Origin of the sequence: Brevundimonas sp. NPDC007368 (genome assembly GCF_042869015.1) — a bacterium.
Taxonomy (GTDB): domain Bacteria; phylum Pseudomonadota; class Alphaproteobacteria; order Caulobacterales; family Caulobacteraceae; genus Brevundimonas.
In genome coordinates, this window is sequence record NZ_JBIAFA010000002.1 from 549,252 (window position 1) to 575,764 (window position 26,513).

The 26,513-nt window shown below is 64.9% G+C and carries 26 protein-coding genes and 1 tRNA gene; 8 read left to right on the top strand and 19 right to left on the bottom strand.

The window, feature by feature from the left end; all coding sequences use genetic code 11:
• Positions 1-142: 142 nt before the first annotated feature.
• On the bottom strand, positions 143-445 hold the full coding sequence (locus ACFYLW_RS06315) for a TonB family protein (protein WP_312061928.1): 303 nt from the start codon (positions 443-445) through the stop codon (positions 143-145).
• A 444-nt stretch (positions 446-889) separates the two neighbouring features.
• On the opposite strand from ACFYLW_RS06315, the gene ACFYLW_RS06320 reads away from it, so the two are divergent.
• A complete protein-coding gene (locus ACFYLW_RS06320; protein ID WP_292082891.1) occupies positions 890-1,633 on the top strand; it encodes a Crp/Fnr family transcriptional regulator in 744 nt (247 codons plus the stop codon).
• 272 nt (positions 1,634-1,905) lie between these two features.
• On the opposite strand, the gene ACFYLW_RS06325 is transcribed toward ACFYLW_RS06320, so the two are convergent.
• Complete coding sequence (locus tag ACFYLW_RS06325) at positions 1,906-2,676, bottom strand: Crp/Fnr family transcriptional regulator (protein ID WP_312061926.1); 771 nt, start codon at positions 2,674-2,676, stop codon at positions 1,906-1,908.
• Between the two features lie 227 nt (positions 2,677-2,903).
• Between ACFYLW_RS06325 and ACFYLW_RS06330 the strand changes: the two genes are divergently transcribed.
• Entirely contained in the window at positions 2,904-3,749 is an 846-nt protein-coding gene (locus ACFYLW_RS06330) for a Crp/Fnr family transcriptional regulator (protein ID WP_390182927.1), read from the top strand.
• A 112-nt stretch (positions 3,750-3,861) separates the two neighbouring features.
• Here ACFYLW_RS06330 and ACFYLW_RS06335 read toward each other — a convergent pair whose 3' ends face one another.
• The 3 genes from ACFYLW_RS06335 to ACFYLW_RS06345 all read right to left on the bottom strand — a co-directional run bounded on the left by ACFYLW_RS06335 (position 3,862) and on the right by ACFYLW_RS06345 (position 7,146).
• Entirely contained in the window at positions 3,862-4,077 is a 216-nt protein-coding gene (locus ACFYLW_RS06335) for a hypothetical protein (protein ID WP_312061923.1), read from the bottom strand.
• Between the two features lie 232 nt (positions 4,078-4,309).
• Positions 4,310-6,394: a catalase gene (locus ACFYLW_RS06340; protein WP_312061972.1), complete on the bottom strand. Its 2,085-nt coding sequence runs from the start codon at positions 6,392-6,394 to the stop codon at positions 4,310-4,312.
• Positions 6,395-6,645: 251 nt separating this feature from the next.
• Complete coding sequence (locus ACFYLW_RS06345) at positions 6,646-7,146, bottom strand: pyridoxamine 5'-phosphate oxidase family protein (RefSeq protein ID WP_312061922.1); 501 nt, start codon at positions 7,144-7,146, stop codon at positions 6,646-6,648.
• Positions 7,147-7,981: 835 nt separating this feature from the next.
• Between ACFYLW_RS06345 and ACFYLW_RS06350 the strand changes: the two genes are divergently transcribed.
• Positions 7,982-8,212 carry a hypothetical protein gene (locus tag ACFYLW_RS06350; protein ID WP_312061920.1) on the top strand — a complete coding sequence of 77 codons (231 nt, stop codon included), beginning with the start codon at positions 7,982-7,984 and terminating at the stop codon, positions 8,210-8,212.
• Positions 8,213-8,424: 212 nt separating this feature from the next.
• On the opposite strand, the gene ACFYLW_RS06355 is transcribed toward ACFYLW_RS06350, so the two are convergent.
• The 4 genes from ACFYLW_RS06355 to clpX all read right to left on the bottom strand — a co-directional run bounded on the left by ACFYLW_RS06355 (position 8,425) and on the right by clpX (position 12,964).
• Positions 8,425-8,501: transfer RNA gene (locus ACFYLW_RS06355), tRNA-Val, on the bottom strand.
• A gap of 41 nt (positions 8,502-8,542) precedes the next feature.
• Positions 8,543-8,818: an HU family DNA-binding protein gene (locus ACFYLW_RS06360; protein ID WP_312061919.1), complete on the bottom strand. Its 276-nt coding sequence runs from the start codon at positions 8,816-8,818 to the stop codon at positions 8,543-8,545.
• 121 nt (positions 8,819-8,939) lie between these two features.
• The gene (lon, locus tag ACFYLW_RS06365; protein ID WP_292082899.1) at positions 8,940-11,339 is read right to left on the bottom strand and encodes an endopeptidase La; all 2,400 of its coding nucleotides are present in this window, start codon (positions 11,337-11,339) and stop codon (positions 8,940-8,942) included.
• A 356-nt stretch (positions 11,340-11,695) separates the two neighbouring features.
• Complete coding sequence (clpX, locus tag ACFYLW_RS06370) at positions 11,696-12,964, bottom strand: ATP-dependent Clp protease ATP-binding subunit ClpX (protein ID WP_207821894.1); 1,269 nt, start codon at positions 12,962-12,964, stop codon at positions 11,696-11,698.
• 204 nt (positions 12,965-13,168) lie between these two features.
• Here clpX and ACFYLW_RS06375 point away from each other — a divergent pair, with 204 nt between their 5' ends.
• Complete coding sequence (locus ACFYLW_RS06375; protein WP_312061915.1) at positions 13,169-13,816, top strand: HAD-IB family hydrolase; 648 nt, start codon at positions 13,169-13,171, stop codon at positions 13,814-13,816.
• A gap of 17 nt (positions 13,817-13,833) precedes the next feature.
• Here ACFYLW_RS06375 and ACFYLW_RS06380 read toward each other — a convergent pair whose 3' ends face one another.
• The 4 genes from ACFYLW_RS06380 to tig form a co-directional block, all read right to left on the bottom strand.
• Positions 13,834-14,154, bottom strand: coding sequence for a hypothetical protein (locus ACFYLW_RS06380; protein ID WP_292082902.1), 321 nt, complete (start codon positions 14,152-14,154; stop codon positions 13,834-13,836).
• Between the two features lie 90 nt (positions 14,155-14,244).
• Positions 14,245-14,886: an ATP-dependent Clp protease proteolytic subunit gene (locus ACFYLW_RS06385; protein ID WP_292082903.1), complete on the bottom strand. Its 642-nt coding sequence runs from the start codon at positions 14,884-14,886 to the stop codon at positions 14,245-14,247.
• 113 nt (positions 14,887-14,999) lie between these two features.
• Complete coding sequence (locus ACFYLW_RS06390) at positions 15,000-15,923, bottom strand: hypothetical protein (protein ID WP_312061912.1); 924 nt, start codon at positions 15,921-15,923, stop codon at positions 15,000-15,002.
• A gap of 161 nt (positions 15,924-16,084) precedes the next feature.
• Positions 16,085-17,428: a trigger factor gene (gene tig, locus ACFYLW_RS06395; protein ID WP_312061910.1), complete on the bottom strand. Its 1,344-nt coding sequence runs from the start codon at positions 17,426-17,428 to the stop codon at positions 16,085-16,087.
• Positions 17,429-17,597: 169 nt separating this feature from the next.
• Here tig and ACFYLW_RS06400 point away from each other — a divergent pair, with 169 nt between their 5' ends.
• A complete protein-coding gene (locus tag ACFYLW_RS06400; RefSeq protein WP_312061907.1) occupies positions 17,598-18,299 on the top strand; it encodes an MBL fold metallo-hydrolase in 702 nt (233 codons plus the stop codon).
• A 1-nt stretch (position 18,300) separates the two neighbouring features.
• On the opposite strand, the gene ACFYLW_RS06405 is transcribed toward ACFYLW_RS06400, so the two are convergent.
• The gene (locus ACFYLW_RS06405; protein ID WP_292082908.1) at positions 18,301-18,579 is read right to left on the bottom strand and encodes a hypothetical protein; all 279 of its coding nucleotides are present in this window, start codon (positions 18,577-18,579) and stop codon (positions 18,301-18,303) included.
• Positions 18,580-18,768: 189 nt separating this feature from the next.
• Here ACFYLW_RS06405 and ACFYLW_RS06410 point away from each other — a divergent pair, with 189 nt between their 5' ends.
• Positions 18,769-18,996 (top strand): general stress protein, encoded by a 228-nt coding sequence (locus ACFYLW_RS06410; RefSeq protein WP_292082909.1) that lies wholly within the window; start codon positions 18,769-18,771, stop codon positions 18,994-18,996.
• A gap of 74 nt (positions 18,997-19,070) precedes the next feature.
• On the opposite strand, the gene egtB is transcribed toward ACFYLW_RS06410, so the two are convergent.
• A complete protein-coding gene (gene egtB / locus ACFYLW_RS06415) occupies positions 19,071-21,224 on the bottom strand; it encodes an ergothioneine biosynthesis protein EgtB (RefSeq protein WP_390182928.1) in 2,154 nt (717 codons plus the stop codon).
• 170 nt (positions 21,225-21,394) lie between these two features.
• On the opposite strand from egtB, the gene ACFYLW_RS06420 reads away from it, so the two are divergent.
• Together ACFYLW_RS06420 and ACFYLW_RS06425 are read left to right on the top strand one after the other, a co-directional pair.
• Positions 21,395-22,000, top strand: coding sequence for a sigma-70 family RNA polymerase sigma factor (locus tag ACFYLW_RS06420; protein WP_312061900.1), 606 nt, complete (start codon positions 21,395-21,397; stop codon positions 21,998-22,000).
• A gap of 59 nt (positions 22,001-22,059) precedes the next feature.
• Positions 22,060-22,296 (top strand): hypothetical protein, encoded by a 237-nt coding sequence (locus ACFYLW_RS06425; protein WP_312061899.1) that lies wholly within the window; start codon positions 22,060-22,062, stop codon positions 22,294-22,296.
• A gap of 57 nt (positions 22,297-22,353) precedes the next feature.
• Here ACFYLW_RS06425 and ACFYLW_RS06430 read toward each other — a convergent pair whose 3' ends face one another.
• The 4 genes from ACFYLW_RS06430 to ACFYLW_RS06445 form a co-directional block, all read right to left on the bottom strand.
• Entirely contained in the window at positions 22,354-23,562 is a 1,209-nt protein-coding gene (locus ACFYLW_RS06430) for an acyl-CoA dehydrogenase family protein (protein WP_312061897.1), read from the bottom strand.
• 76 nt (positions 23,563-23,638) lie between these two features.
• A complete protein-coding gene (locus ACFYLW_RS06435; protein ID WP_312061895.1) occupies positions 23,639-23,941 on the bottom strand; it encodes an SCP2 sterol-binding domain-containing protein in 303 nt (100 codons plus the stop codon).
• 117 nt (positions 23,942-24,058) lie between these two features.
• Complete coding sequence (locus tag ACFYLW_RS06440; RefSeq protein WP_292082915.1) at positions 24,059-24,733, bottom strand: TorF family putative porin; 675 nt, start codon at positions 24,731-24,733, stop codon at positions 24,059-24,061.
• 137 nt (positions 24,734-24,870) lie between these two features.
• Positions 24,871-26,268, bottom strand: a complete 1,398-nt coding sequence (locus ACFYLW_RS06445; RefSeq protein ID WP_312061893.1) for an ammonium transporter — start codon at positions 26,266-26,268, stop codon at positions 24,871-24,873.
• Positions 26,269-26,513: the final 245 nt, after the last annotated feature.

The window sequence follows — 26,513 nt, forward strand, 5'->3', positions numbered from 1 at the left end:
AGTCTGACCTCGGGTGAGCGACGGGAGCCTCCTTGCCTAGAGGGCGGAGCGCTCAACGCAATAACCTGTGCTGGTTTTTCTCGGCGGGGTCGAGGCCATCGGTCTCACCGCCTGAGCGGCGTGCGCCGGCAAAGCAATCAGCTCAGGGCGTGAACTGGATCGTGCGGGCGAACTGATAATCCTTGGGGCCCGGCTCGACCTCGGCGTCACGCATCAGGGCGATGGCCGCTTCGCCGAAGCCGAGACCAGGGTGGGTCTCGCCCAGGACGCGGCAATCCTCGACCCGCCCGGCGGCCCGCGCGGTGCACTCCAGGGTCACCGCTACAGTCAGAAGCGGGGCCGGCGCGTCATGCTGAGCGGCCACGGCTTTTTCACCCTTCGGGAGACGGTCGATCTTCGGCGACGCATCCAGCAGGATGGCCGCGGTCAAGGCCAGGATCATCATTGCAACACCCTCCGCTTCTTTAACCAGGCGGGTCGCGATCTGTTCCAACGGCCCGGCCATTGGTGAGGTCCAAGCGCAGGTCCGAGCCGCAGCGCGAGCTGGCGTTTACAGCAGTCGCCCCTCGTCATCGCCATCCCCCCCCGCCTTGATTGTCTTCATAATCTTCCTGTTCCTGGGCTTCACGGCTGCGAAGAAGGTCACCTGACGGAAAGCCCGGCCGTAGATGGTGCAAACTCCTGATCTCATCGGGGACCGGCGGCCAGGCTCGTCCGCGAAGCCTCCCCGTCCGCCGCCTCACAGCGGACGGGTACGGAGAGCCGACATGTGCATGAGGCCGGAGGGTTCTGCTATCGAGCCCGGACCTCCAGTGCCGCGCGCCAAGTCGCGCGAAACCAACCTATGTGAAGAACAAAAACGCCGAAGCCATGCTGTTGGTCTAAGGCCATGAAGAATCAGTCGGAAACCCATCTCGAAACTCGGCACACCGCGTCGCTTGAGCGGATGCTGTCCAGTTTCGGGCCGCTCGGCGCCGACGACATCGCCTACATCCGGGACTGCTTCACCGGCGCGCTTCAGACCCATGCGGCGGGAACGCCGGTCATCCTGGCTCCGGAGCGAAATGAAGCCAGACTGGTCTTCAAGGGCTGGGCCGCGCGCGGCGCCATGCTGGAGGACGGACGTCGTCAGATCGTGGGCCTCAATCTCCCCGGCGAGATGATTGTCGCATCGGGTGCCGTCGACACCGACATGCTGGTCTGGGCCCTGACGGACGTCGTGACAATCGACGGCACCGCCTTCTGGACCGGTATGTCCGAGTTGCGCACACAGAGCGCGCCGTTGCTGGAGGCCTGGAGGCATTACCGCACGGCCGAACGCCTGCGCATGGCGCGCCAGGTGATAAGGCTTGGTCGGCTTAGCGCCTACGAACGCACAGCCCATCTCCTGCTGGAACTCCACGAACGCCAGGCGCGTCTGGGTCCCGTCGTGGCGGGAGTGCTCCATCTTCCTCTGACCCAGGATATTCTCGCCGACATCCTGGGCCTCAGCGCGGTGCACATGAACCGAACCCTGCAGCAACTCAGGCGCAACGCCCTGGTCGACTACCGAGCCGGGCGGGCGGTGCTTCAGAACCTCACGAGCCTGGCCCAGGCCGCCAACCTGAGCGCCGACTGCGGACCAAGCCTCTGATGGCGGGCTAGAGACCCTCTCATCTGCCGGAGGCAGGGTTAACCCATGTTGTTTGATCTTGCTCGGAGCAGGATCAGAGTGCGCCCTTGCCGAGGAGGCCGGTCATGCCTCGACCTGAAGAACTGTGGCGGCGTCTCGTCGCCTTCTTGCTAGGCCGGACGCCCGACATGCGGACGTCCCGACGCCTGCACCATCCCCATTGGCCCCGACGCACCGGGCGTCACTGAGGAACGCGGTCGGGGGGACCTCTCGCCGTGCCGCCTTAGACAGGCTCAGACCGGATCGCGCCCCAGGCGCAGATAGGTCGGATCGAACTCCGCCACCCGCACCAGCCGGTCCCAGTCCAGGATCCTGATGTTGCGCCCCCTCCATTCGACAAGGCCGTCGGCGCGGAGCTGGGCCACGGACCTGTTGACGTGGACGGCCGAGAGGCCAAGCACGTCGGCGAGTATGGCCTGGCTGAGAGGCAGCACCATCCGATGTCCCTCCGCCCGGCCCACGGAGGCCAGACGAAGATAGACCTCGCACAGGAAGTGGGCGAACCGAGCGAAAGCGGTGCGTCGCCCCAAACCCGCCAGCCATTGGCGGTGCACGGCGGCGTCGATGAGGGTTTCCAACCACAGAAGGCGCGTCAGGTGGGGTTGGGTCTGGGAAATGAAGCGCAGGGCCTCGTGGGGGCAATAGCCCACCTTGCAGTCCGTCAGACAGATCACGCCATGATCCATCGGACTCATCAGCAGGCTATGGAGGTCGACGAAGTCGCCCGGGACGTTGAGTTCCGTGATCTGGCGGGCGCCGTTCATCAGCACGACATATCGCGCCGCGAAGCCTTCGAGCAGAAGCGTGCTGCGGGACGGGCGATCATATTGTTCGACGATGTTGTCGCCGGCCTTCAGGGTGACAGGCGGCGCGACCACGTCCGCCAGAACGGCCTTTTCCTCGTCAGAGATGAAATCTCGACGCGACAGCTTGTCGATCAGGGGACTGATCAGGATGACCTCCAGAGTCCGCACCGCCCACTGCGGCAACGCTTGCAAAACCATCCAGCCCTCGCCCGGTTCCTCCGCTGCAGGCCGCGCCGCCTCCACTGTTCAACCGACGCCGAAGCGGCGCCTTACCCGGGCCAGGCGGTGAACCCGTCCCCGGGCCGAGACGATCCCGGTTCACCAGGGTCGCAGGCGTGCGCGTTTAACCGGCCCCTGGGTCTCCTAACCCATGTAAGTGGCGACCGCCCCGCCATGGGCCACACTCCCCCTCTTAGGAGTGCGACATGCAGACTAGGACCGGCCTGACAGCCATGGCCTCTTCCCCTCGCTCTCGTCTTGAGGTTCAGGATCACCCGGTATTCCAGGCCCTGCCCGCTGACGCCCAGGCCCGGATAGAGGCCTGTGCTCGCGGGGCGTCGGTGGCGGCCGGCGAGGTCCTCCCGAACGACGGCGGGCTCTATTTCATTCTCTCCGGCGTGGTCGGCCTCTTCCCGGGCGGCGGCCGCATTTGCGTGGCGGCGGTGACAGCCGGGTCCGTCCACGGCTGGGACCAGGCTCTTGAGCCGGGGGCCCGTCGCCCGGAGGCGCGAGCCTTGATCGACACCGTCGTCTGCCGTGTCGCCGCCGCTCCACTCGTAGAAGCCATGGGCCGGGAATGGCTGACCCGTCTCGTGGCGCGTCATGCGACCGCCCGTCTTGACGCCCTGGCGACGGAGGCGGCGTGCAACGCCTCGCACCTGGTGCCTGAAAGGCTGGCCAAATGGCTGGTTCGCCTTCACTGCGGCGGAAACGGCGCGCCGCTCCTTCTCACCCAGGCGGATTTCGGCGGAATGCTTGGGGTCCAGAGAACGAGCGTCAACGCCGCCGCCGCCCGTCTTCAGAGTCAGGACCTCGTGCGTTTCGGGCGAGGAAGGGTCCAGGTGCTCAACCTCGACGGCCTGCGTCAGGCCTCATGCGGTTGCGGCGAAGCTGTCGCGCCGGCCTCTGCGGCCTCCCGGCCGGCGGTAAGGAGGCCAGACCTCGATGCGGAAGCCGTCTCCTGGTCGCCTGCGCATCCCGGTTCACCGTCTCGCGACCTCTCCGCGTCGAAAGGCATGGTCGCCTTGGCTCCATTGGCGCGCATCGGCTAGGGGCGGACCAAAAGCGGCGCGCCAGCCCCAACCCGGCTCAGCGTCCCCAGACCTCGCCCCCTTGAAGGCCCTTGCTCGACGCCCCGCGATCTTCGCCCCGGAGCGAAAGACGTCAGGCCGTGGCTGTGCACAGCCCCGGGCGGGCCGCCGCGCGCGCCTTCATTCGAGTCCGCAACTGCTCGCGGATGGTCCAGCCCTGCAGATGCATGAGATCGGTGATCGTGTAGCCCTCGCGGGCCAGGGCTTCATGGAGATCGGAGATCTTGATGCAGGCGCGGTTCTCGTCGGCGATCTGAAAGGCGCGCTCGATGACATGGATCTGGTTCATGCTTCCTCCGTATCCAGAGAGAGCGAAAGCCGAGCGCTACGGTTCCCGGAGCTGATCACGCAGGCCCGCAAGGTCAGGTCCTGGTCCTTTGGAACCCTACGGCGTTGCGGGCGCCCGGCCTCGAAACCGAAAAGGAGCGCGATTTGAACCTTCGCCCCGTGCTTATTGACTTGGTCGCTGGCCTGTCCGGCGCGAGGTCGTAAACCCGCCCCCCGCCTGAACAGGTCAGGGATCAGGCCAGGGTGCGAACGCCTGGCTCCCGCGCCCACTGACGTGTGCGAGCCGGCGGCAGAAAGTCCCCCGCCTTGGCCGCAGACAGGTCGATGACCCCTTCATCGGGCTTGATCCCGGCCCGGTCCAGAAGGGGCGCGGCCTGTCGCGTATGGCCGATGGCCTTGAGATGACCGAAGGCGTCCCTGAGGAAGTCCACCGCCGCGCCCTCCTTCAGAAGCTGGGCGCATCCGTCCTCCGACAGGATGACGGCCACGGCGTCGAACAGGACAGACGGGCTCCCCGCCAACTGGCCGTCAGCAGGCAGGACGGACCCGTCCCCCAGTTTCGCCCCGCCGATCTTGGGCGCGACGATGAAGATCGCGCCGCCGTCGTCTTCCACCGCCTTGCGGACAGCCGCAGCGATTGCGGCGTCAGAGCCGTCAGCGACCAGGATCGAGACCTTGCGGCCCTTCAGGCTGTCCGGATATTTGCCGACGATCCTGAGGGCCGGCGAGGCTTCAAGGTCGATGGGCGTCGCGGCTGGCTTGGACGCCTTGGGCAGAGGCACGCTCATGCCGTCCGCCACGCGCTTGGCCAGACTCTCGTCGACATTGCGGAGATTGGCCAGGACGCGCGCTCGGACGTGGTCCAGCGTCACCTTGGACAGTTCGAAAACGAGGGCGCTGGCCAGGTGGGCCTGTTCGATCTCCGTCTGCGACCGGAAGAAGAGCCGAGCCTGGCTGTAGTGGTCGGCGAAACTCTCGGCGCGCAGCCTGACCTTCTCGCCCTCCATCGGCACGGCGGCGGTGCGGAAGCCGCCTCTCGGGTCCTCGCGCGGCCCGCCCTCCTCTCCCGCCTCGGCCAGACTGTTGGGTTCGTAGTTGGCGCGCCCCTTGAAGACCTGGGTCTGCATATGGCCGTCGCGCTGGAAGTTCTGGAAGGGACAGCCCTTGGCCTGGTTGATCGGGATTTGATGGAAGTTGACGGTCCCCAGCCGCGATAGCTGGGTATCCTGATAGGAGAAGAGCCGCCCCTGCAGCAGGGGGTCCTCCGAGAAGTCGAGGCCTGGCACGATGTTGGTGGGCAGGAAGGCCGCCTGCTCGGTCTCAGCGAAGAAGTTGTCGGGGTTCCGGTTCAGCACCATGCGGCCGATGACCCGCAAAGGATGATCCTCTTCCGGGATCAGCTTGGTCGCGTCCAGAATATCGAAAGGCAGGGCGTCGGCCTCGGCCTGGTTCAGGAGCTGGACGGCGAACTCCCACTCAGGGAAGTCGCCCTGATCGATGGCTTCGAACAGATCGCGGCGATGATAGTCCGGGTCGGCCCCGGCGATCTTGACTGCCTCGTCCCAGCAGGTGGACTGGGTCCCCAGCCTGGGGCGCCAGTGGAACTTGACGAAGGTCGCCTCCCCCTTTGAGTTGATCAGCCGGAAGGTGTTGACGCCGAAGCCCTCGATCATGCGCAGCGACCGCGGAATGGCGCGGTCGGACATGGCCCACATCACCATATGGGTGCTCTCGGGCATCAGGCCGATAAAGTCCCAGAAGGTGTCATGGGCGCTGGCCGCCTGAGGATAGCCGCGGTCCGCCTCCATCTTCACGGCATGGATCAGGTCAGGGAACTTGATCGCGTCCTGGATGAAGAAGACGGGGATGTTGTTACCGACCAGGTCCCAGTTGCCCTCGGGCGTATAGAATTTGACGGCAAAGCCTCGGACGTCGCGCGGCGTATCCACCGAGCCCGCGCCTCCGGCGACCGTCGAGAAGCGCGTGAAGACCTCGGTCTTTTTTCCGACCTCGGTGAGGATTTTGGCCGTTGTGTAGTCTTCCAGACTCTCGGTGAGTTCGAAAAAGCCATGGGCGGCCGATCCGCGTGCATGGACGATCCGTTCCGGAATACGCTCATGGTCGAAGTGCTGGATCTTCTCGCGCAGCACGAAGTCCTCGAGCAGGGTCGAACCTCGGGGTCCAAGCTTCAGTGAGTTCTGGTCGTCGCTGACCGGCGCGCCGTGGTTGGTCGTAAGGCGCGCTTCAGGCGCTGAAGCGGTCTGGTGGAGTTCGCCGCCCTCACCGGGGCGGGCGTCTGCAGCGGGCGACTTGGGCATGGGGTTTCCTTCGGTCAGGTTGTCCAACGACAGGGTGATGCTGGCGATAGCGGGCGCGCCTAGGCGGGTGCGCCGCATAGCGGCGCTTTCGGGGGGCGAAACCGGTCGCCTGCAGACTCCTCTTCCAGGGAGCGTGCAAAGACCTAACGTCCTTCCCTCAGGTCCCTATGTCTGGAAGACGACATGGCGCTCCCTCAAGCAGGGACGCCCAACCCGACGATCCGCCCCATCTCTAAATATGCGACGGTTTGTCAGCCCAGATTGACGTCCGCTACGCCGCCAGCGTCAGGCGTGCTCTTGGTCAGGTTCGCCTTGAGTATCTGGTAACCGAAGCCGAGCACACCCGCGTCCGAAACCCAAACCCGCCCGTCATCGCCATCAAAGCGTATGAGCGTCAGATGCGGATCGGCCTTTCCATCGGGATACCAGGCCGCAACGACCGGGTTCCAGAATCGGTCGATGCGCTCGCGATCCAGATCGATCGCCAGCCTCCCGTGAATACAGGCCTGAAGCTTCTCGTCCTTGGCCTGGTAGCAGAACATTCCCATCTGACCGCCGGCGGCGACATCTCGCGCGAAATCCGTGTCGTTGCGCGTGAAGAACCAGATCGTCCCAGTTTCGGGCTCGCCAAATCCAGTCATCGGCTGGTGATGATACCCCGGTCGTTCGATCCCCAGCATGCCCGTGTTGGACCGCTCGAGGCTTTTCCAAAACGCCGTCTCCGCCTCGGCTGGAGTCAGATGATCACTCATGAAACGTCTCCTTTTGTCAGCGATCAACCGATCGGCCGGAAACAGGTTCCTGAGCACACAAGGCGGCACAGCGGCCTCGGCTCGGCGCCGCCTGCGTCCCACCATGACCATCGCGCGGTCTCCACCGTCTTCGCCTGTGCAAACGACGCCTTTCAGCATGGTTTGCTTTTGCGCAGCGCCAAGGCCCGACGGTCGCCAAGGGAACGGATAAGAGCGCGATGTTCGATGAAGGCGCCGACACGCCTGGGCCTTACTCTAGGTGTCCTCCCCCGTGGAGCCAGGCGCCCGTCGTCGTAACCTTCATCGCGATTGGGCGTGATTGACTGGCCCTGCTCCGTCTTATGGCGACGACGGCGATGGCGGTGAACAGAACACAGAGACCGAAGAGCACGAAGTTCATCCCGTCTTATGCGTCCCCCAGCCAGCGACGACCGTCGGCGAGGAGCGCGGCAGGTGCGCAGTTCTCATCCCAAGGCAACGATGCCTTGGGCGAGGACGCCAAGGCTAACCAGAGTGAAGATGGCGGTAGCGCAAATCATGAGGATCAGCAGCTTGCATCCAGAACGCTTCATCGACACTCCCGGAGCCTTGCGAAACGCGCAAAGGGGTTGGGGAGACCTGTCCCACCGCCGAGCCTGGAAAACCGACCCGAGCCTTCACGACGGCGGACTGAAACACGGAAGAGGAATATGGCGACCAACATAGGTTAGGACGCACAGGCATTATTCAGTGTAGCCATGATGCATTGCAGGCCGAGATCATCCGCGCGCCTGCGACTGGAAGAGATCGGTAGCGCACGCCGCAAACTCCCGCCTTTTGGTCTGAGAGATTTGCCATGGTCTACTTCTGCTTGATCGAAACCGGTGGCCCGACCGCCTCGCACCTCGAGGTCCTGGAGGCCGAATGCGCCCAGGCCGCCACAAGGGAAGCCGAACGGTTGATGGCGCGGCACGCCAGCGCCGTCATGGTGCATGTGATCCACGGTGAAGAAACCGTGGCCTCGATCCCTGCAGCAATCGCCACGGCTGGGTTCGACGGGGCCGATGGATCAGGCTCGGGCGTCTAGTCGACGCCCCAACAACCCTTCATGCGAAAATACTATCAAGCGCTGATCGCTTGGGGTCCGAACAGACCTCGAGGGGCCAGAACCATTTCCGGACATTTCAGCGAAATCCGCAGAAATCGCCTCCCTATTACCCCTCGCCCCAAATTGATCCGAATTCGGAACATTTGACGCAACCAGAAATAAAGCAACTCGCTGTATTTTATAGAAAATAATGGTAGGCGGCGACGGGTTCGAACCGCCGACCCTCTCGGTGTAAACGAGATGCTCTGACCAGCTGAGCTAGCCGCCCTCATGACGTGTGCGTCAGGCGCGCTTAATGCCCGTGTCCACTCAGCCGTTCAAGGCGCTTTTCAATCCTTCCCCAACCCGGAAGCGGGCGGTGCGCGACGCCGGGCGGGCGATGGCCTCGCCGGTCTGCGGGTTGCGGGCGGTTCCGGCCTTGCGCTCGACGGCGATGAAGCTGCCGAAACCAACCAGGCGCACGTCGCGGCCCTTGGTCAGAGAAGCGGTCACATTGTCGGTGAAGGCTTCCAACGCCAGCTTGGCCTGGTCGCGGCTGATGCCCGCCGCTTCGGCCATGACGCCGATCAGCTCGGTCTTGTTCATTGGTTCTGCTCCCCAGCAAAATTCCCCGGGGCGCACTTAAGGCCTTCCTGACGCCGAGGTCAAAAGCAACGCGGCCCGGGTTGCCCCGGGCCGCGCGCTGTCGATCAGATTGTCGTCGGACCTAGTGGCTGACGGCGGCGCCGTCCGGCGTCGACGGAGCCTGCGGCGCGGGCAGCAGCGGCTCGGCCGCCTCGTCCCACTCCACCGGCGTCAGCGTGCCGGTCAGGGCCCACTTCAGCGCCTCGTCGGCGGTCGAGATCGGCACGATCTCCAGCGCCGACTTCACATTGGCCGGCACGTCCTCGAGGTCCTTCTCGTTCTCCTGAGGGATCAGCACCGTCTTCACGCCGGAGCGCAGCGCCGCCAGCAGCTTCTCCTTCAGGCCGCCGATGGCGGTGACCCGGCCGCGCAGGGTGATCTCGCCGGTCATGGCGATGTCCTTACGGATCGGGATGCCGGTCAGGACCGAGACCATGGCCACGGTCATGGCCACGCCGGCCGAGGGGCCGTCCTTGGGCGTGGCGCCGTCCGGCACGTGGACGTGGATGTCGGTCTTCTCGAACACTGGCGGCTTCACGCCGAAGCTGAGAGCGCGGCTCCGGACGTAGGAGGCGGCCGCGGAGATCGACTCCTTCATCACCTCCTTCAGGTTGCCGGTCACGGTCATGCGACCGCGGCCCGGCATCTTGATCGCCTCGATAGTCAGGATGTCGCCGCCGAACTCGGTCCAGGCCAGGCCGGTGACGATGCCGACCTGATCCTCGGCGTCCGTCTCGCCATAGCGGAACTTCTTGACGCCCGCATATTCAGCCAGCTTGGCCGCGTCCACGGTGATCGATACGGCCTTGGTCTTGGCCATCTCGCGCACGGCCTTGCGGGCCAGACCGCCCAGGGCGCGCTCCAGCGAACGCACGCCGGCTTCGCGGGTGTAGTAGCGGATCAGGTCGCGGATCGTCTCTTCCGGGACGATCAACTCGCCTTCCTTCAGGCCGTGGTCCTTGAGCTGTTTCGGCAGGACGTGACGCTTGGCGATCTCGACCTTCTCGTCCTCGGTGTAGCCGCTGACCCGGATGATCTCCATCCGGTCCATCAGGGGCTGAGGCATGTTCAGGCTGTTGGCCGTGGTCACGAACATGACCTGCGACAGGTCGTAGTCGACCTCCAGATAGTGGTCGCCGAAGGTCGAGTTCTGGGCCGGGTCCAGCACCTCCAGCAGGGCCGAGGACGGATCGCCGCGCCAGTCGGACCCCAGCTTGTCGATCTCGTCCAGCAGGACGAAGGCGTTGGTCGTCTTGGCCTTCTTCATCGACTGGATGATCTTGCCGGGCATGGAGCCGATATAGGTCCGGCGGTGGCCGCGGATCTCGCTTTCATCGCGCACGCCGCCCAGGGACATGCGGACGTATTCCCGCCCGGTCGCCTTGGCGATGGACTGGGCCAGCGAGGTCTTGCCGACGCCCGGAGGGCCGACCAGGCAGAGGATCGGGCCCTTCAGGCTGCCAGTGCGCGCCTGGACGGCCAGATACTCGATGATCCGTTCCTTGACCTTCTCGAGGCCGTAGTGGTCCTCCTCAAGGATGTCCTCGGCCTTCTGCAGGTCGATGGGCTTGGTCTTGGCCTTGCCCCACGGCACGGACAGCAGCCAGTCGAGGTAGTTGCGCACCACGGTCGATTCCGCCGACATCGGCGACATGTTGCGCAGCTTCTTCAGCTCCGCCTCGGCCTTGGCGCGCGCTTCCTTGGACAGTTTGGTCTTCCGGATGCGCTTTTCGAGTTCCAGCAGTTCGTCGCGCGTGTCGTCGGTCTCACCCAGCTCGCGCTGGATCGCCTTCATCTGCTCGTTCAGATAATATTCGCGCTGGGTCTTCTCCATCTGGCGCTTCACGCGCGAGCGGATCTTCTTCTCGACCTGAAGGACGCTGATCTCGCCCTCCATCAGGCCATAGACCTTCTCCAGCCGCGCCGGCACGGCGATGGTTTCCAGCAGGCCCTGCTTGTCGATGATCTTCACCGACAGGTGCGCGGCCACGCTGTCCGCCAGCTTGGACGGATCGCTGATCTGGGGGATGGAGCTGAGGGCCTCGGGAGGGACCTTCTTGTTCAGCTTCACATAGTTTTCGAACTGCTCGATCACTGCGCGCAGCAGGGCTTCGCTCTGCGAGGCGTCGCCTTCCTCGTCGGCGATCTCGACGGCCTCGGCCTCGTAATAGTCCTCACGGTCGGTGAAGCGCGTCAGGTGGGCGCGGCCCTTGCCCTCGACCAGCACCTTCACGGTGCCGTCGGGCAGCTTCAGCAGTTGCAGGACGGTGGCCAGCACGCCGGTCTGATAGATGGCGTCGGGCGCGGGATCGTCGTCGACGGAGTTCTTCTGGGTGGCGAGCAGGATCTGCTTGTCGCCCTTCATGATCTCGTCCAGCGCCCGCACGGACTTTTCGCGTCCTACGAACAGCGGCACGACCATGTGCGGAAAGACCACGATGTCTCTCAGCGGCAGGACGGGGAGGATTTTGCTCTCGGTCATGATGCGTACTTTCCAGGGCCTTCGTGGATCTCCGGCCCACTGAACCGACCCGTCTCGGCGCGAATGCGTCGACGTCTCGACTCAGCCCGCCATTATCGGCGGCTTTCGTATGAGTATGTGGCGCTGCGAACGCCGTGTTCAAGCGTAGCGGACGCAAGGCCCACAGAAGCGTGAAATGGCGGTGACGCTGAACGGCCCGCCCTGCGCTCTCATCGAACCCGGTAAGATCGTGCCGTCAGGCCGTTCTTGCGGCGATTTCGCGCCCAAGCCCCCTGTGGCGCCGTTTCATCAGGAGACGAAGCGAAAGGGGCGGCCCGTCGCCGGACCGCCCCCTGCGTCTGTGACAGGCGTCAGCCTCAGGCGGCGCCGTCGGCCTTCTTCTTGGAGGCTTCCGAGTAGATCAGCAGCGGCTGGGCGCGGCCCTCGATCACCTCAGCGTTGACCACAACCTCTTCGACGCCTTCGAAGGTCGGCAGTTCGAACATGGTCTCCAGCAGGATGCCTTCCAGAATGGAACGCAGGCCGCGGGCGCCGGTCTTGCGGGTGATCGCCTTCTTAGCCACCGCCGACAGGGCGTCGTCGGTGAAGGTCAGCGTCACGTTCTCCATCTCGAACAGGCGCTTGTACTGCTTGACCAGGGCGTTCTTCGGCTCGGTCAGGATCTTGATCAGCGCCGTCTCGTCCAGGTCCTCGAGCGTCGCCAGAACCGGCAGACGGCCGATGAACTCGGGGATCAGGCCAAAGCGCATCAGATCGTCAGGCTCGACCTGCTTCAGGATCTCGCCAGTGCGACGCTCGTCGATCTCCTTGACCTTGGCGCCGAAGCCGATCGAGGCCCCCTCGCCGCGCGCCGAGATCACCTTCTCCAGGCCGGCGAAGGCGCCGCCGACAATGAACAGGATGTTGGCCGTGTCGACCTGCAGGAATTCCTGCTGCGGATGCTTGCGGCCGCCTTGCGGAGGCACGGAGGCGACAGTGCCTTCCATGATCTTCAGCAAGGCCTGCTGCACGCCCTCGCCCGACACGTCGCGGGTGATCGACGGGTTGTCGGACTTGCGCGAGATCTTGTCGATTTCGTCGATGTAGACGATGCCCCGCTGGGCCCGCTCGACGTTGTAGTCCGAGGCCTGCAGCAGCTTCAGGATGATGTTCTCAACATCCTCGCCCACGTAACCGGCTTCGGTCAGGGTCGTGGCGTCGGCCATCGTGAAGGGCACGTCGATGATGCGCGCCAGCGTCTGGGCCAGCAGCGTCTTGCCCGAGCCGGTCGGCCCGATCAGCATGATGTTCGACTTGGCCAGTTCGACGTCGTTGTTCTTCGTCGCGTGGTTCAGGCGCTTGTAGTGGTTGTGAACGGCGACGCTCAGCACCTTCTTGGCGTGGCTCTGCCCGATCACATAGTCGTCCAGGACGTCGCGGATCTCCTTCGGAGTCGGAACGCCGTCCTTGGTCGTCTTGAAGGCGATCTTGTGCTCTTCGCGGATGATATCCATGCACAGTTCGACGCATTCATCGCAGATGAACACCGTCGGTCCCGCAATCAGCTTGCGGACCTCATGCTGGCTCTTTCCGCAGAACGAGCAATATAGGGTGCTTTTGGCGTCGGTGCCGGCGGCTTTGGTCATAGACCCTTCTCACTCCCGCGATCCGGCCCGACATGGGACGAAAGGCGCTTCCTTCGCAACTGATCCGTGAATCTATGCACGAAGGTCTTCAAAAAAAGACAATCACCCATCACACGTTCCGCCACAAGCCTGTTGCGACGCGACAACGCATTGAAGTGTCGCGAACAGGGACGGACCGAACAGTTTCTATGGGGATCACGGCTAATGTCTGACATGGGCGCCGCACAATCGTTTCGCCAGTCCTCGCCGGAAGGTCGTCCGATCGTCGCTTTCGACTTCGACGGCACCCTGACGATTCGCGACAGCTTCACCGCCTTCCTGCGCTGGCGGGCGGGCGCGGCGGGCTGGGCGATCGGTCTGGCGAAGATGGCGCCGGCCCTGGCCGCCTACATCAGCGACCGCGACCGGGGACGCATCAAGGCCGCCTCGGTGCATGAATTCCTGCACGGCCTGGAGCGCACGGCGCTGGAGGCCGAGGCAGAGCGCTACGCCGATCAGGTCTGGGACCGCTTCATGCGCCCCGACGCCCTCGCCTGCTGGAAGGCCTGGGGCGAGAAAGGCGCGTACCGCGTGATCGTCACCGCCTCGCCCGAAACGACCGTCGCCCCCTTCGCACGCCGCCTGGGCGCCGAGGGTCTGCTCGGCACGCAGCTTGTCTTTGATACTCAGGACCGCGTCACCGGCGCCTTCGTGGGAGAGAACTGCCGAGGCGAGGAAAAGGTGCGCCGCCTGCGCGCGGCCTATGGCGACGACATGACGCTGGCCGCCGCCTACGGCGACACCTCCGGCGACACCGAGATGATCGCCATCGCCGGGGAAAAGGGCTTCCGCGTCTTCACCGGCCGCCCCTGATCGCGAGGCCGTTGCGGTCAGTGACCGTCGGCGTCCACATCGAAGACCATGGGCTTGCCGCGCGAGGTGGGATTCCACCCCGCCTCCATCGACGAGATCACCGCGTTGCGAACGGCGTCGACGTTGACCCGCTGCTTCTCGACATCCGGCCGGCCGTTGGGGCGCAGCGGCGGCGGGAACTGGATGATGGCTTCGCGCTTGAAGTCGACCAGGCACAGGGTGACGGCCATGCCCTCCCACTGCCCGCCCGACTTGGGCTGGGGCTGTCGGCGGATCTCCCACTCATAGATGTCGCCGTCGACTTCGACGGTGCCTTTGGAATCGCGCGTGTACTGCATGAGCGCCTGATAGCACGCGCCCTGAAACGATTCGAGGCGGAGCCCGTCGCCGGACCCCGCCTCGCTCATCTCAGGTCCTGAAGCTCAGGCTCAGGGGGCCTTGACGCCGTCCGCGTCCGCCTCGGTGCGCTTGTCGTAGACGTGGTCCACGATGCCCCAGGCCTTGGCTTCCTCGGCGGTCATGAAGTGGTCGCGGTCCAGGGTGCGCTCGACTTCCTCATAGGTCCGACCCGTGTGGTGGACATAGATCTCGTTCAGGCGACGCTTGGTGGCGATGATGTCCTCGGCGTGTCGCTCGATGTCCGAGGCCGTGCCGCGGAAGCCGCCCGAGGGCTGGTGCACCATGACCCGCGCGTTCGGCAGGGCGATGCGCTGGCCGGCTTCACCGGCCGTCAGGATCAGCGAACCGGCCGAGGCGGCCATGCCCATGACCACGGTCGAGACCGGCGACTTGATGTATTGCATGGTGTCGTAGATCGCGAGCGCCGAGGTCACCTGACCGCCGGGGCTGTTGATGTACATGCTGATTTCCTTCTTCGGGTTTTCCGATTCCAGGAACAGCAGCTGGGCGCAGATCAGCGAGGCCATGCCGTCCTCGAACGGGCCGGTCAGGAAGATGATCCGCTCGCGCAGCAGGCGCGAAAAGATGTCGAACGACCGTTCGCCGCGGCTGGATTGCTCCACCACCATCGGCACCAGGTTGTTGGAGATGTAGTCGATCGGATCGCGCATGAAGGCCTTTTTCGAATTCTGCCGGCGCGACTCGCTGCCGCGACCTTAGTCGCCAAGATATCACCACCCGACCCGCACGGCGCAAGGGTCGCGAGGGCTGCTTCTGCGCTCGCTCAATCGGATTCAGGACCCGCCGCTTGAGCGCGCTTCTGATCCCGCGCCATCAGCCCCTGGATCTCTCCGGCCTGATGCGTCGCCGATGCTTGATTGAGCTCGGCGCCATACAGGGCCCTCAGATAGGCCATATCCCAGTCGCTCAGGCCCGGAGTCTGCTGCGGATTTCGGAACAGGTTGAGGATGGAATCGTAGCCCTGGGTGTCAGCATCCGGATCGACCTGTGAGAACGCCACCATGGCGGCATAGTCAGCGATCTGACGCATATCCAGACCATCGGCCCGGGCCATATCCACGATGATGATGACGCGGCTCAAGTCGTTCCGGATTGTCGTGCGCAGGCGACCGGACGTCGTCTTGGCGACCATCGGCGCACTCTCTCCGGGCAGCCGGACGGCGACCGCACCCGTCTGGGAGTCGACCGGCACGCTGATATGCCACCAGCGCACGGAGTCCGTATTGCTCTGAAAGGCCTCGAGCGCGGCCCGGCTTCGGCTCATGCCCGACCCGCCCGGCCAGAAGACGTTGCGACGGGCCTCGACCAGCCCCCGCGCCATCGCGGGGCCGTCATCCGTTCCGATAATCAGGATGTTGGGCCGACAGCCCGGCTCCCCGGGTTCGAGGCCGATTTCCGTCGCCACTTCGGAAACGCGGTCCGCGAGGTACTGCGCCGCGTCGCCCCTTAGATTGGCCACGCCGACACAGATGTTGTCCTGCCATCTCGCGGGTCCGCGCCCGACCGGCGGAGCAGAGACCTCGTCAATAAAGCCCCGCACCTGCTCGTCCAGACGACGCCCCCGCACCAAGACATCCTCAAGTTCGGTCGTGGCCTGGACTCCATCGGCTTGCTGTGACTGCGCCCGTTCGGCAGGCGCGATCATCATCGTCATGCTCATCAGGCCCGCTGCGAACACTGCACCCATTACCGCCCTCCGGATTTCGTTGTTACGTTACTGAAATCAGCATGCAGGCCGGAATGAGGCTCCGGGCGACGCACAGATTAATTCTTGGTCAGAACCCATGAAAAAGCCCTCGCGCCGAAACGCGAGGGCCTGTTCATCATCTGCAGTTGGCGAAGAGGGGCTTAGCCCTCGTCTTCTTCCTTCAGCAGCTCTTCCTTCGAGATCGGCTTGTCGGTGACCTCGGCGACGCCGACGATCAGGTCGACGACCTTCTCTTCATAGATGGGCGCGCGCAGCTGGGCGGCAGCGTTCGGGTTCTGGCGATAGAAGTCCAGAACCATCTTTTCCTGACCCGGGTAGTTGCGGGCTTCGGCCATGATGGCGCCCGACAGTTCCTGGTCCGTCACGCCGACATTGTTGGCGCGACCGATTTCGGCCAGCACCAGACCCAGGCGCACGCGGCGCTCGGCGATCTTCTTGTACTCGGCCTTCAGTTCGTCTGCCGACTTCTTGGCGTCGTCTTCCGGCAGACGGCCGGCGTCCTTGTCAGCCGACACCTGGGCCCAGATGCCTTCGAACTCGGCGTCCACCATCTTCGGCGGCAGGGCGAAGTCGTGGGCTTCGTCCAGTTGGTCCAGCAGGGCGCGCTTCAGCTTGAAGCGGGCGGCGCCGGCGTATTGCTGATCCAGGTTGGCCTTCAGCAGCTCTTTCAGCTTGTCCAGCGACTCCAGGCCGATGCGGGTAGCGAACTCGTCGTCGATCTTGGCTTCGGCTTCGGCCTTGATGGCCTTGACCTTGACGTCGAACGTGGCGGCTTTGCCGGCCAGGTTCTTGGCCTGGTATTCTTCCGGGAAGGTGACCTCGATGGTCTTCTCTTCGCCGACCTTGGCGCCCTTCAGCTGCTCTTCGAAGCCCGGGATGAAGCGGTTCGAACCGATCACCAGGTCGGCGTCCTCGGCCGAACCGCCTTCGAACACTTCACCGTCCAGCTTGCCGACGAAGTCGATGGTCAGCTGGTCGCCTTCGGCGGCCTTGACCGACTTGCCGGTCTTGTCTTCGTAGGTCTTGGCCTGCGAGGCCAGTTCCTTCAGGGCTTCGTCCAGGTCCTCGTCCGAAGCGGTGTAGGTCGGACGCTCCAGCTTCAGGGTCTTGGGGTCGACCGGGGTGAAGTCGGGCATGACTTCCAGCGACATTTCATAGGCCAGGTCTTCCTGACCGGCGATGACCTTGTCCATGTCCGAGATCAGCTTCATCTCGGCCGGGGCGGCCGGGCGGATCTTGGCTTCGTCTAGGGCCTTCTGGCTGGTTTCGTTCAGCGAGGCGTTGATGATTTCGCCCATGAAGTCACGGCCGAAGGTCTTCTTGACGTGGGCGGCCGGCACCTTGCCCGGACGGAAGCCCTTGAGCTTCATCTGGGGCGCGACTTCCTTGATGCGCGCTTCGAGCTTTTCGTTCAGCTCGGCTACCGGGATGGTCACCGCGATCACGCGGCTAAGGCCTTCGTTCGACTTTTCGACGACTTGCATGGTCGGGATTCTGACGCTCTGGGGCGACGCCGGACGGCGCGCGGTGGATAAAGCAATAGGGCCGCCCTTTTGGAGCGGCTCCTCGAAGCCCGCCCTTATGTCGAGAAGGGGCGGAAAGGTCAACGCACGCGGGTTCCTTTGGCGTCTTCGCCTCGCTATCTGAAGAACCATGAGCCAGTCCCCTGCCCCCATCGGCGTCTTCATCACGCCCGTCACGCCGCTGCAGCAGAACTGCACGACGGTCTGGTGCACCAGAACCAACAAGGCCGCCGTCATTGATCCCGGCGGCTCGGTGGATGCGATTCTGGGCGAGATCGCGCGGCGCGGCCTGACGCTGGACGCCATCTGGATCACCCACGGCCACCTCGACCACGCCGGCGCCGCCGCCGAGATGCAAGAAAAGTCCGGCGTCGACATCATCGGCCCCCAGGCCGAGGACCAGTTCTGGATCGACCTGATTCCCACCCAGGGTCAGAAGTACGGCCTGCCTGACGTGCGCAGCTTCACCCCGACGCGCTTCCTGAACGACGGCGAGACCCTGACCTTGGGCGAAACGACCTGGGAGGTCGTCCACTGCCCCGGCCACACCCCAGGCCACGTCGTCTTCTTCAACCGCGAGGCCCGCTTCGCCCAGGTCGGCGACGTCCTGTTCCAGGGCTCGATCGGCCGCACCGACTTCCCGCGTAGCGACCACGGCGCCCTGCTGCACGCCATCACGCAGAAGCTATGGCCCCTGGGCGACGACGTGACCTTCGTCCCGGGCCACGGCCCCCACTCGACCTTCGGCGCCGAGCGACGCAGCAACCCCTACGTCTCGGATCAGGCCATGTCGCGCGCGCCGATCGCCCGTCCGGCGAGCGGTCCGTCCTGATCTAGCGCGCGGCCAGCAGGCCGATGATCACTCCGATTCCCAAGGCATAGAGCGTCGCCCGCATCGGCTCGTCCCGGATGGCGTCGCGCACCCGTTTGACGCGTCGATCAGCCCAGACCCTCGCCTCGGCCGCGTCTTCGCGCACCGCCGCCCGCAAGGGCCTTGGCGAGGCGCCACGCACCAGAATGGCGTCGGCCTCCTCTTCCAGCGTCTGCGAACGGTAGGAACTGCCGTTGACGATGTCTTCCGGCGAGGGCGTGGACGCATAGGGATCAGGCATGTCTCAAGTCCTTTCGGAGGATGGCCGATCAACCCGCCGCGCCCGCCGGGGTTCCGAGCCCGTCCCGGGCGCGGCTCATCCGCCGTGGGTCGCGCGGGTCGGCGAACGAGGAAATCATCCTTCCCCGGAACCTAGACCTTCCGACCGGGTTCATCAGCCAAGCGCCGCCGTCTTAGAAAGGAACAACCGATGGCCGAAGGTCAGCCCACCCGCGGGTCGGGTGTTTCCAAACGAGGATTCGCCTCGATGGACCCCGAACGCCAACGCGAGATCGCCCGCAAGGGCGGGGCCAGCGTCCCCAGCGAGAAGCGCAGCTTCTCTCAGGACCGCAGCCTGGCCGCCCAGGCGGGCCGCAAGGGCGGCGAGGCCTCGCATGGATCTCGCAGCAAGACAGACAACGACGCCCCCAAGGGCTGAGATCGTCTGCATCATGCATTGAGGCGGCGCGCCCTTCGGCGCGCCGCTTTTTTTACGCGCTACTGGTCTCCGCCCTAATCTTCCGCCGCCAGTAGCGCCAGAGCGACTGCCGGGGACGCGCTGACCTCGAACGCCTCCAGACGCCACCCGCCCGCCGAAGCCAAGGCTCGAACAGAGGCTTCGTCATACTTGCGCGAACTCTCGGTGTAGATGGTCTCGCCCTGGCCGAAGCGGAAGGCCAGCTTGCCCAGGCGCACCGTCATCGGCCGGGCGGCCCGCAAGTGCATCTCCATCCGCGAATGCTCGGCGTTCCAAAGCGCCACATGGTCGAAAGCCTCGGGCTCGAAATCCATGCCCAGGTCGCGATTGGCGCGAACCAGGAGGTTGCGGTTGAAGGCCGCCGTCACCCCATGGGCGTCGTCATAGGCCGCAATCAGAACCTCTGGCGACTTCACCAGGTCGACGCCGAGGATGAACAGGCTCCCTTCGCCTAACACCTGCCGTGCCGACCGCAGCAAGGCCACCGCGGCCTCTGGCGTCAGATTGCCGATGGTCGATCCCGGGAAAAAGCCGATCCTTCGCCCCTGCCCGGCCTTGTCCGGCGGCGGCGCCAGATGCTCGAAGTCGCCGACCACCGGCAGAACCCTCAGGCCCGGATAATCGGCGCCAATACGCTCGGCCGCTTCATTCAGCGCCGTCGGGCTGATGTCGATCGGGACGTAGGCCGCGAGGTCTCGTGCCGCGTTCAACACGATCCGCGTCTTCTCGCTGGCCCCAGAGCCCAACTCGACCAGCACCGCGTCCGGGCCGAAGCGCTCGGCCCATTCCGGCGCCACCCGCCGCAGCAAGGCCGCCTCCTGCCGGGTGGGATAGTACTCGGACAGACGGGTGATTTCCTCGAACAGCCGCGACCCTTCGGCATCATAAAACCACTTGGGCGGCAGAGCCTTCACCCGGCGCGACAGGCCGTCGATCATGTCCTGACGAAAGGCGTCGTGCGCGCCCGTCTCCTCGACCAAGGCTCCGTCCGCCGCCAGACGGACCCCCGCGAACATCCAGCGCTGATGGGGGTAGTAGAAGTTGCGATAGCTGGGCCGCGTATGCTCCTCGGGCGTGGCGAACGCCCCGCCACGCAGGACCATCTGATTGGCCATGAACTTGCCGTTGTACTCCGCCGCCGTCCCCTCGGTCGGACGGAACCCCGGATAGGGAGCATAGGCGCTGGCCGCCCATTGCCAGACCTCGCCCGACAGGTTCGAGAAGGCCCCGGCTGAGGCCCGCGCGGCCTGCTCCCATTCCGCCTCGGTCGGCAACCGCCGTCCCGACCATCGTGCAAAGGCGTCGGCCTCGTAGAAGCTGACGTGGCGCACCGGCGCGGCTGGATCGACGGGTCGCCGCCCCGCCAGGGTCATGACGCTCCACCCTGCCGCCTCCTCCCGCCAATAAAGGGGCGACGTCCAGCCCTCCGCCTTCACACGCGCCCAGCCGTCCGACAGCCAGAACTCAGCTCGCCGATAACCGTCGTCGTCGATGAAGGCGATCCAGTCCGCATTGGTCGTCAGGTCGGCGGCCAGCGAGAAGGGCTCCAGCCAGACCTTATGGACGGGTTTCTCGTTGTCGAAGGCGAAGCCGTCCCCGCCCGCGCCGATCTCCGCCAACCCGCCTTCGAACGAAACCCACCCCTCGCGCCGCTCTTGTAGCGACTTTGCGCGCGGCTCGAACTCATAGGCCGCCGGATCCAGCGGCGAACGCGCCATCAGGTTCAGCAGGTCCATCAGGAAGAGTTCCTGATGTTGCTCTTCATGGTTCAGGCCCAGCTCGAACAGATAGCGTTCAGACCCGTCGTCCAGTCCCTCGGCCAGCCGCGCCTCCATGCGAAGGTCTATCTCGTCGCGATAAGCCATGACCTCCGCCAGCGAGGGACGGGTCATCAGCCCCCGCTCTCCCCGCTCGACCCGTTCGCCCAGGGTCTCATAGTAGGAATTGAACAGCCGGTTCAGGCGTTCATCAACGGGAACATAGCCCGCCCGGCGCGCCAGGATCATCGCCTCAAAGAACCAGCTGGAATGGGCCAGATGCCACTTGCCAGGACTGGCCTCCGGCATGGACTGGGCGGCCAGATCCTCCGCCGACAGCCCCGAAGCCAAATCCGGCATGCGAGCTCTCACCCGCCGATAGACCTCGACATCCCGTCCAGTGATCGTCGTCGCCCGCACGGCTTGGGTCATTGATCTCTCGAAGGAAAGTCTTGTCCAGCTCTCTTGAATGCAGGCTGGCGCAACCCGGTTCCGCTGGGCCGCTCCCCGCTCCTCGGCGGAACGGTCGCGACGAGGCGACGTTTCTGACACTCACGACCCGCGTTGGGGGCGCGCGGCCCAGACTTCAGGACTCCCGTTGCATGCCCCATGTTCGCGTGCCTGACGGGCCGCAGGACAATGGCCCGCGTCGTACCGCCTCCCGTCGCCCCGTCGGCATTATCGACCCGGTCGACTGGCGCGATGCGATGACCAACTTCCTGCCCTCTCTCCGCGCCTTCGCCTTCTCCCTGTCGCGCAATGCGGCGGACGCTGACGACCTGGTGCAGGAGACCCTGACCAAGGCCTGGGCGCACCGGACACGGTTCGAGCCAGGCAGCAATCTGCGCGCCTGGCTTTTCACCATCTTGCGAAACAGCTGGTACACCGGCGCCGCCAAACGCCGTCGTGAGGTGCTTGACGAAGAAGGTCGCTACGCAGCCGGCCTGACGGCGGAACCCAGCCAGGAATGGACAGCCGAGTTAAGATCCTTGCAAGCGGCGCTGAACGCCCTTCCCCCAGAACACCGCGAGGCGATCGTCATGGTCGGCGCAGTGGGCCTGTCCTACCAGGAGGCGGCCGAAATCTCGGGCTGCGCCGTCGGCACGATCAAGAGCCGCGTCAACCGCGCCCGGCATCGGTTAGCGACACTGCTGGACATGGAAGTGCCTCTGGAAGCTGTCCAAAATGTAATCGGGAATGACAGCTAGGCAGAGGGAACGAGGGCAGATTTCCCAAGTTGATGACTCAGTTTTTGGGAGAGTCGATCATGATGAACCCCCTGCATATGCCCCCCCGGGAGACGTCCGCCCCGGACACGCCGTCGTCAGCCCAATCCAGCAGACCAGAAGTCAGAAAATCCGGCTTCGCCAACTGGATTCGGCAGCACTTCGGCTCAGAGCCGCCGCATCGCCACAGCGAGAATTTCTTCATCAGCGACGTGACCGAAGGCGGCATCGGCTCGCACCACCGGCATCAGCTGTTCCGGCCCGACAAGCGGCATTGACGGACGCGGTCGGCGGTAAAGCAAGAGGGGCCATGGCGAACGCCACGGCCCCGATCTTTAGCGACGCAGACCGCCGTGCAGAGCGTACTCCAGCCGCGCGATGGTGCGGTTGTGCACCTCGTCAGGCCCGTCGGCGATCCGAAGCGTGCGCACCGTGGCGTAAAGCTCAGCCAGAGGCGTATCGCCAGACACGCCGGCTCCGCCGAAGGCCTGGATGGCGTCGTCGATGACCTTCAGGGCCATGCGCGGCGCGGCGACCTTGATCTGGGCGATCTCCGACTTGGCGCCCTTGGCCCCGACCTCGTCCATCATCCAGGCGGCTTTCAGCACCAGCAGGCGGCACATCTCGATATTGGTGCGTGCCTCGGCCACGCGCTGCTCCCACACCGAATGCTCGGCCAGGGACTTGCGGAAGGCGGTGCGGCTCAACAGCCTCTCGACCATCAGCTCCAGCGCCTTTTCCGCCGCACCGATCACGCGCATGCAGTGGTGAATACGGCCCGGGCCCAAGCGCCCCTGAGCGATCTCGAAGCCCCGCCCCTCGCCCGCGATCAGGTTCGAGGCGGGCACGCGGACGTTCTCCAGCACCACCTCGGCGTGGCCGATCGGCGCCTCGTCATAGCCAAACACCGACAGCATCCGCTCGACGCGGAAACCGGGCGTGTCCGTCGGCACGATGATCTGGCTCTGCTGCTGGTGCGTCGCCGCCTCGGTATCGGTCTTGCCCATGACGATGGTCATGGCGACGTTCGGGTGCGCCATATTGGTCGACCACCATTTACGCCCGTTGATCACATAGTGATCGCCGTCACGGACGATGCTGGTCTGGATGTTGGTCGCGTCCGACGAGGCAACCTCGGGCTCGGTCATCAGGAAGGCTGAACGGATCTCGCCCGCCATCAGCGGCGCCAGCCAGCGCTCCTGCTGAGCGGCGTCGCCATACATGTGGAGGACCTCCATGTTGCCGGTGTCAGGGGCGTTGCAGTTGAACACCTCAGCCGACCACAGGGCCCGGCCCATCAACTCCGCGATGGGCGCGTACTCCAGATTGCTCAGGCCCGCGCCGTGATCCCCCGGCAGGAACATGTTCCACAGACCTTCGGCCTGCGCCCTGGACTTCAGTTCCTCCATCACCGCCGGCTGGGTCTTCGGATCGGCATGAACCTGGGCGCGGTACTCGGCTTCACGGGGCAGGACCTGTTCGTCCATGAAGCGGCGCACGCGTTCGCGCCAGTGCAGGCCGCGTTCGCTCGGCTGGAAATTCATAGGCTGCTCCTCCGACAGCAAAACGGCGCGGCCCCGGGGGACCGCGCCGTGATAATTCTGACTGCTCAGAAACGCATCAGCGCTTCAGCAACGGCGCCAGCTTCTGGGCGATCATCATGTCGCCGGCGATCTTCAGCTTGCCCTGCATGAAGGCCATCATCGGATCCAGCTTGCCTTCCGACAGGGCGACGAAGTCATCCCATTTCATCGAAACGGTGGCGTCAGCAGGCTTGTCTTCGTTGGTCACCGAGTTGGGCACCGAAGCCCCGTCGATGAAGATCTTGCCGACGTCGCCGAGGTCCAGCTTGACGGTCTTGCCCAGGCCCGAGTTGTCGCCAACGGCGTTACGGATGTGATCGGTGACGGCGTTAAGGTCCATGTGCGTCTCTCCCAAGAGCAAGATTGAGGCGCAGGCGTAGCCCGCTGCGAGGGCGGCGCCAAGATCACGCTAGGGAAAGCGGCGACCGGTCGCGCCGTGTCGCCGCCCCGCCGATCCCTAGAAGCTGGCCTTCAGCCCGACCACGAAACGGTCGTCGGTCAGCGGTCCGTCCACGTCCGTGTCATGGTAGCGCACGTCCACCGCCAGATTGTCCGTCAGGGCATAGGCCACGCCCAGGTTCCATGTGGCGTAGTCGCTGCTCACGTCCAGCCACTGATGGCCGACCGCGCCCGAGACCGTCCACTTGTCCGCCAGGGCGTAGGCGGCGTTGGCTTCCAGATAGGTCGCGCTGTCGTCCACGCCGAAGAAGTCCGGCGAATAATAGACCGCAGCCCCCAGGGTCGCCGGTCCGACGGCCCGCGAAGCCGCGGCCTTGAACTCGACGAAGTTGTAGTCCGCGCCGCTCGGCTCATTGACGTAGAAATAGCCGAGCACGCCGAAGTCCAGCGCATAGCCCGCCGCCTCGGTGCGATAGCCGCCGTAAAGATCGATTTCGGCGTCGGTGTCGTCCCCGAAGTCGACCATGGACGCCCAGGTTCCGGCGTAGAAGCTGCCGAACGTGGCGTCGATCCCGCCCTGAAGCGCCGGATCCTCATTGGTCTGGCTGGCGCCGCGGAAGACGTAGTCGCTGACCACGCCGATGTTGAACGCCACCTCGGGCTGCGTCTGCGCCTGGGCCGAGCCCGCGCCGAACAGAACCAGCGCGCTGGCGCCGATAAGAGCTAGTTTCATGACATATCCCCTCATTGTCTTTTGATTGCCGCACGTCTGCCCGCAAGTCGTTGATGAAAAGCGACCGACGAGCCTTGTGCGAAGGTTAAATCCCTGGCGGGACGCGGCGGGGAGGCGCCGCGTCCCGCCCCCTCGCCTCAAACGCCGTCCAGCACTTCGCCGTGCAGGTGGGCGTCCAGGCCTTCCGTCTCCTGCTCGTCGGTGACGCGCAGGCCCGTCGTGTATTTGCAGATCAGCAGGATGATCAGAGTGCCGACCGCGCTCCACAGGATGGTCCAGACCAGACCCAGGGCCTGAGCCCCGATATTGGCCCCTTCCGACAGGCTGTTGATCGCCGTCGAGGCAAAGACGCCCGTCAGCAGAGCGCCGACCAGACCGCCCGCGCCGTGCAGGCCGAAGGCGTCCAGGCTGTCGTCATACTTGAGCAGTTTCTTCAACCAGACCGACGAGACGTAGCAGGCCGGACCGGCGATCAGGCCGATGATGACCGCGCCCTTGGGATCGACAAAGCCCGCAGCCGGCGTGATCGCGACCAGACCTGCGACCACGCCCGACAGGACGCCGATCAGCGACCACTTCTTCTTGTAAACGACCTCGACGAACTTCCAGGCCAGCGAAGCCGCGGCCGCCGCCAGCAGGGTGTTGATCAGGGCCGCGCCCATCAGGCCGTTGGCCGCCCCCGCCGAACCGGCGTTGAAACCGATCCAGCCGACCAGCAGCAGCGAGGCGCCGATCATCGTCAGAACCGGGTTGTGCGCCGTGATGGGCTCGACGCCGTAGCCCTTCCTCGGCCCGAGGAACAGGGCGCAAACCAGACCCGCCACCCCCGAGTTGACGTGCACCACCGCGCCGCCGGCGAAGTCCAGCACGCCCTGCGCGCCCAGGAAGCCGCCGCCCCAGACCCAGTGGGCGATCGGCGCATAGACCACCAGCGACCACAGGGCCGTGAACAGCAGCATGCCCGAGTACTTCAGCCGCTCGGCGAAGGCCCCGGTGATCAGCGCCGGGGTGATGATGGCGAAGGTCAGTTGGAACGACACCCAGAGGAACTCAGGAATGCCCGGCAGCAGGCTGTGCGCCGTATCGACCGTCACCCCGTTCAGGAACAGGGCGTCCAGGCTGCCGATGTACTGATTGACCCCGGCGTCGCCGTTCGTGCCGAAGGCGATGGTGTAGCCCGCGATGAACCAGGTCAGCGACACCACGGCGAAGGCGGCGACCGACTGGGTGATCGTCGCGATTACGTTTTTGCGGCGCACCATGCCGCCGTAGAAGAGCGCCAGACCCGGCAGGGTCATCAGCAGGACCAGGGCGGTGGAGGTCCCCAGCCAGGCCGTGCCCGCGGCGTCCAACTCCAGCGGAACCTGATGTGAAAACAGCGCCGGAGCAGGCTCCGACGCTGTTACAGCGGCACTGGCGACGTTGGCGACGACGGCGGCGTCGGGCGCTGCGAGCGCCGCGCCGACCGCGAATAGCCCCCCGGTGAGACAAAGCAGGGCGAGAAGCCCCGGTAAGCTGTTTTTGAACTGCGTCATGCGCGTATCCCCTCATGCGTTTCGCAGTTGCGAACTGTTTATTGCATCCGCGAACTCGACAAGAGGAAAAATGCGGCGATCTGAGAATTTTTTACCGATCGGTCGTGATGGGCGTGGGCATCAAGGAATGAAATTCCTTCAAACACAAAAGAAGTGAAATCCTCCGCTAAGAACCGGCGCTCCGATACATCCCTGCGCCCCCAAATCACCAAGTTGACAGGTTTTTACGATTGCGCGCTCGGCAT

Bases quoted from the DNA above. Each gene is read 5' to 3' on its own strand.
- ACFYLW_RS06315 (WP_312061928.1), bottom strand. From the start codon at position 445: ATGATGATCCTGGCCTTGACCGCGGCCATCCTGCTGGATGCGTCGCCG.
- ACFYLW_RS06320 (WP_292082891.1), top strand. From the start codon at position 890: ATGAAGAATCAGTCGGAAACCCATCTCGAAACTCGGCACACCGCGTCG.
- ACFYLW_RS06325 (WP_312061926.1), bottom strand. From the start codon at position 2,676: ATGGTTTTGCAAGCGTTGCCGCAGTGGGCGGTGCGGACTCTGGAGGTC.
- ACFYLW_RS06330 (WP_390182927.1), top strand. From the start codon at position 2,904: ATGCAGACTAGGACCGGCCTGACAGCCATGGCCTCTTCCCCTCGCTCT.
- ACFYLW_RS06335 (WP_312061923.1), bottom strand. From the start codon at position 4,077: ATGAACCAGATCCATGTCATCGAGCGCGCCTTTCAGATCGCCGACGAG.
- ACFYLW_RS06340 (WP_312061972.1), bottom strand. From the start codon at position 6,394: ATGCCCAAGTCGCCCGCTGCAGACGCCCGCCCCGGTGAGGGCGGCGAA.
- ACFYLW_RS06345 (WP_312061922.1), bottom strand. From the start codon at position 7,146: ATGAGTGATCATCTGACTCCAGCCGAGGCGGAGACGGCGTTTTGGAAA.
- ACFYLW_RS06350 (WP_312061920.1), top strand. From the start codon at position 7,982: ATGGTCTACTTCTGCTTGATCGAAACCGGTGGCCCGACCGCCTCGCAC.
- ACFYLW_RS06360 (WP_312061919.1), bottom strand. From the start codon at position 8,818: ATGAACAAGACCGAGCTGATCGGCGTCATGGCCGAAGCGGCGGGCATC.
- lon (WP_292082899.1), bottom strand. From the start codon at position 11,339: ATGACCGAGAGCAAAATCCTCCCCGTCCTGCCGCTGAGAGACATCGTG.
- clpX (WP_207821894.1), bottom strand. From the start codon at position 12,964: ATGACCAAAGCCGCCGGCACCGACGCCAAAAGCACCCTATATTGCTCG.
- ACFYLW_RS06375 (WP_312061915.1), top strand. From the start codon at position 13,169: ATGTCTGACATGGGCGCCGCACAATCGTTTCGCCAGTCCTCGCCGGAA.
- ACFYLW_RS06380 (WP_292082902.1), bottom strand. From the start codon at position 14,154: ATGCAGTACACGCGCGATTCCAAAGGCACCGTCGAAGTCGACGGCGAC.
- ACFYLW_RS06385 (WP_292082903.1), bottom strand. From the start codon at position 14,886: ATGCGCGATCCGATCGACTACATCTCCAACAACCTGGTGCCGATGGTG.
- ACFYLW_RS06390 (WP_312061912.1), bottom strand. From the start codon at position 15,923: ATGGGTGCAGTGTTCGCAGCGGGCCTGATGAGCATGACGATGATGATC.
- tig (WP_312061910.1), bottom strand. From the start codon at position 17,428: ATGCAAGTCGTCGAAAAGTCGAACGAAGGCCTTAGCCGCGTGATCGCG.
- ACFYLW_RS06400 (WP_312061907.1), top strand. From the start codon at position 17,598: ATGAGCCAGTCCCCTGCCCCCATCGGCGTCTTCATCACGCCCGTCACG.
- ACFYLW_RS06405 (WP_292082908.1), bottom strand. From the start codon at position 18,579: ATGCCTGATCCCTATGCGTCCACGCCCTCGCCGGAAGACATCGTCAAC.
- ACFYLW_RS06410 (WP_292082909.1), top strand. From the start codon at position 18,769: ATGGCCGAAGGTCAGCCCACCCGCGGGTCGGGTGTTTCCAAACGAGGA.
- egtB (WP_390182928.1), bottom strand. From the start codon at position 21,224: ATGACCCAAGCCGTGCGGGCGACGACGATCACTGGACGGGATGTCGAG.
- ACFYLW_RS06420 (WP_312061900.1), top strand. From the start codon at position 21,395: ATGCCCCATGTTCGCGTGCCTGACGGGCCGCAGGACAATGGCCCGCGT.
- ACFYLW_RS06425 (WP_312061899.1), top strand. From the start codon at position 22,060: ATGATGAACCCCCTGCATATGCCCCCCCGGGAGACGTCCGCCCCGGAC.
- ACFYLW_RS06430 (WP_312061897.1), bottom strand. From the start codon at position 23,562: ATGAATTTCCAGCCGAGCGAACGCGGCCTGCACTGGCGCGAACGCGTG.
- ACFYLW_RS06435 (WP_312061895.1), bottom strand. From the start codon at position 23,941: ATGGACCTTAACGCCGTCACCGATCACATCCGTAACGCCGTTGGCGAC.
- ACFYLW_RS06440 (WP_292082915.1), bottom strand. From the start codon at position 24,733: ATGAAACTAGCTCTTATCGGCGCCAGCGCGCTGGTTCTGTTCGGCGCG.
- ACFYLW_RS06445 (WP_312061893.1), bottom strand. From the start codon at position 26,268: ATGACGCAGTTCAAAAACAGCTTACCGGGGCTTCTCGCCCTGCTTTGT.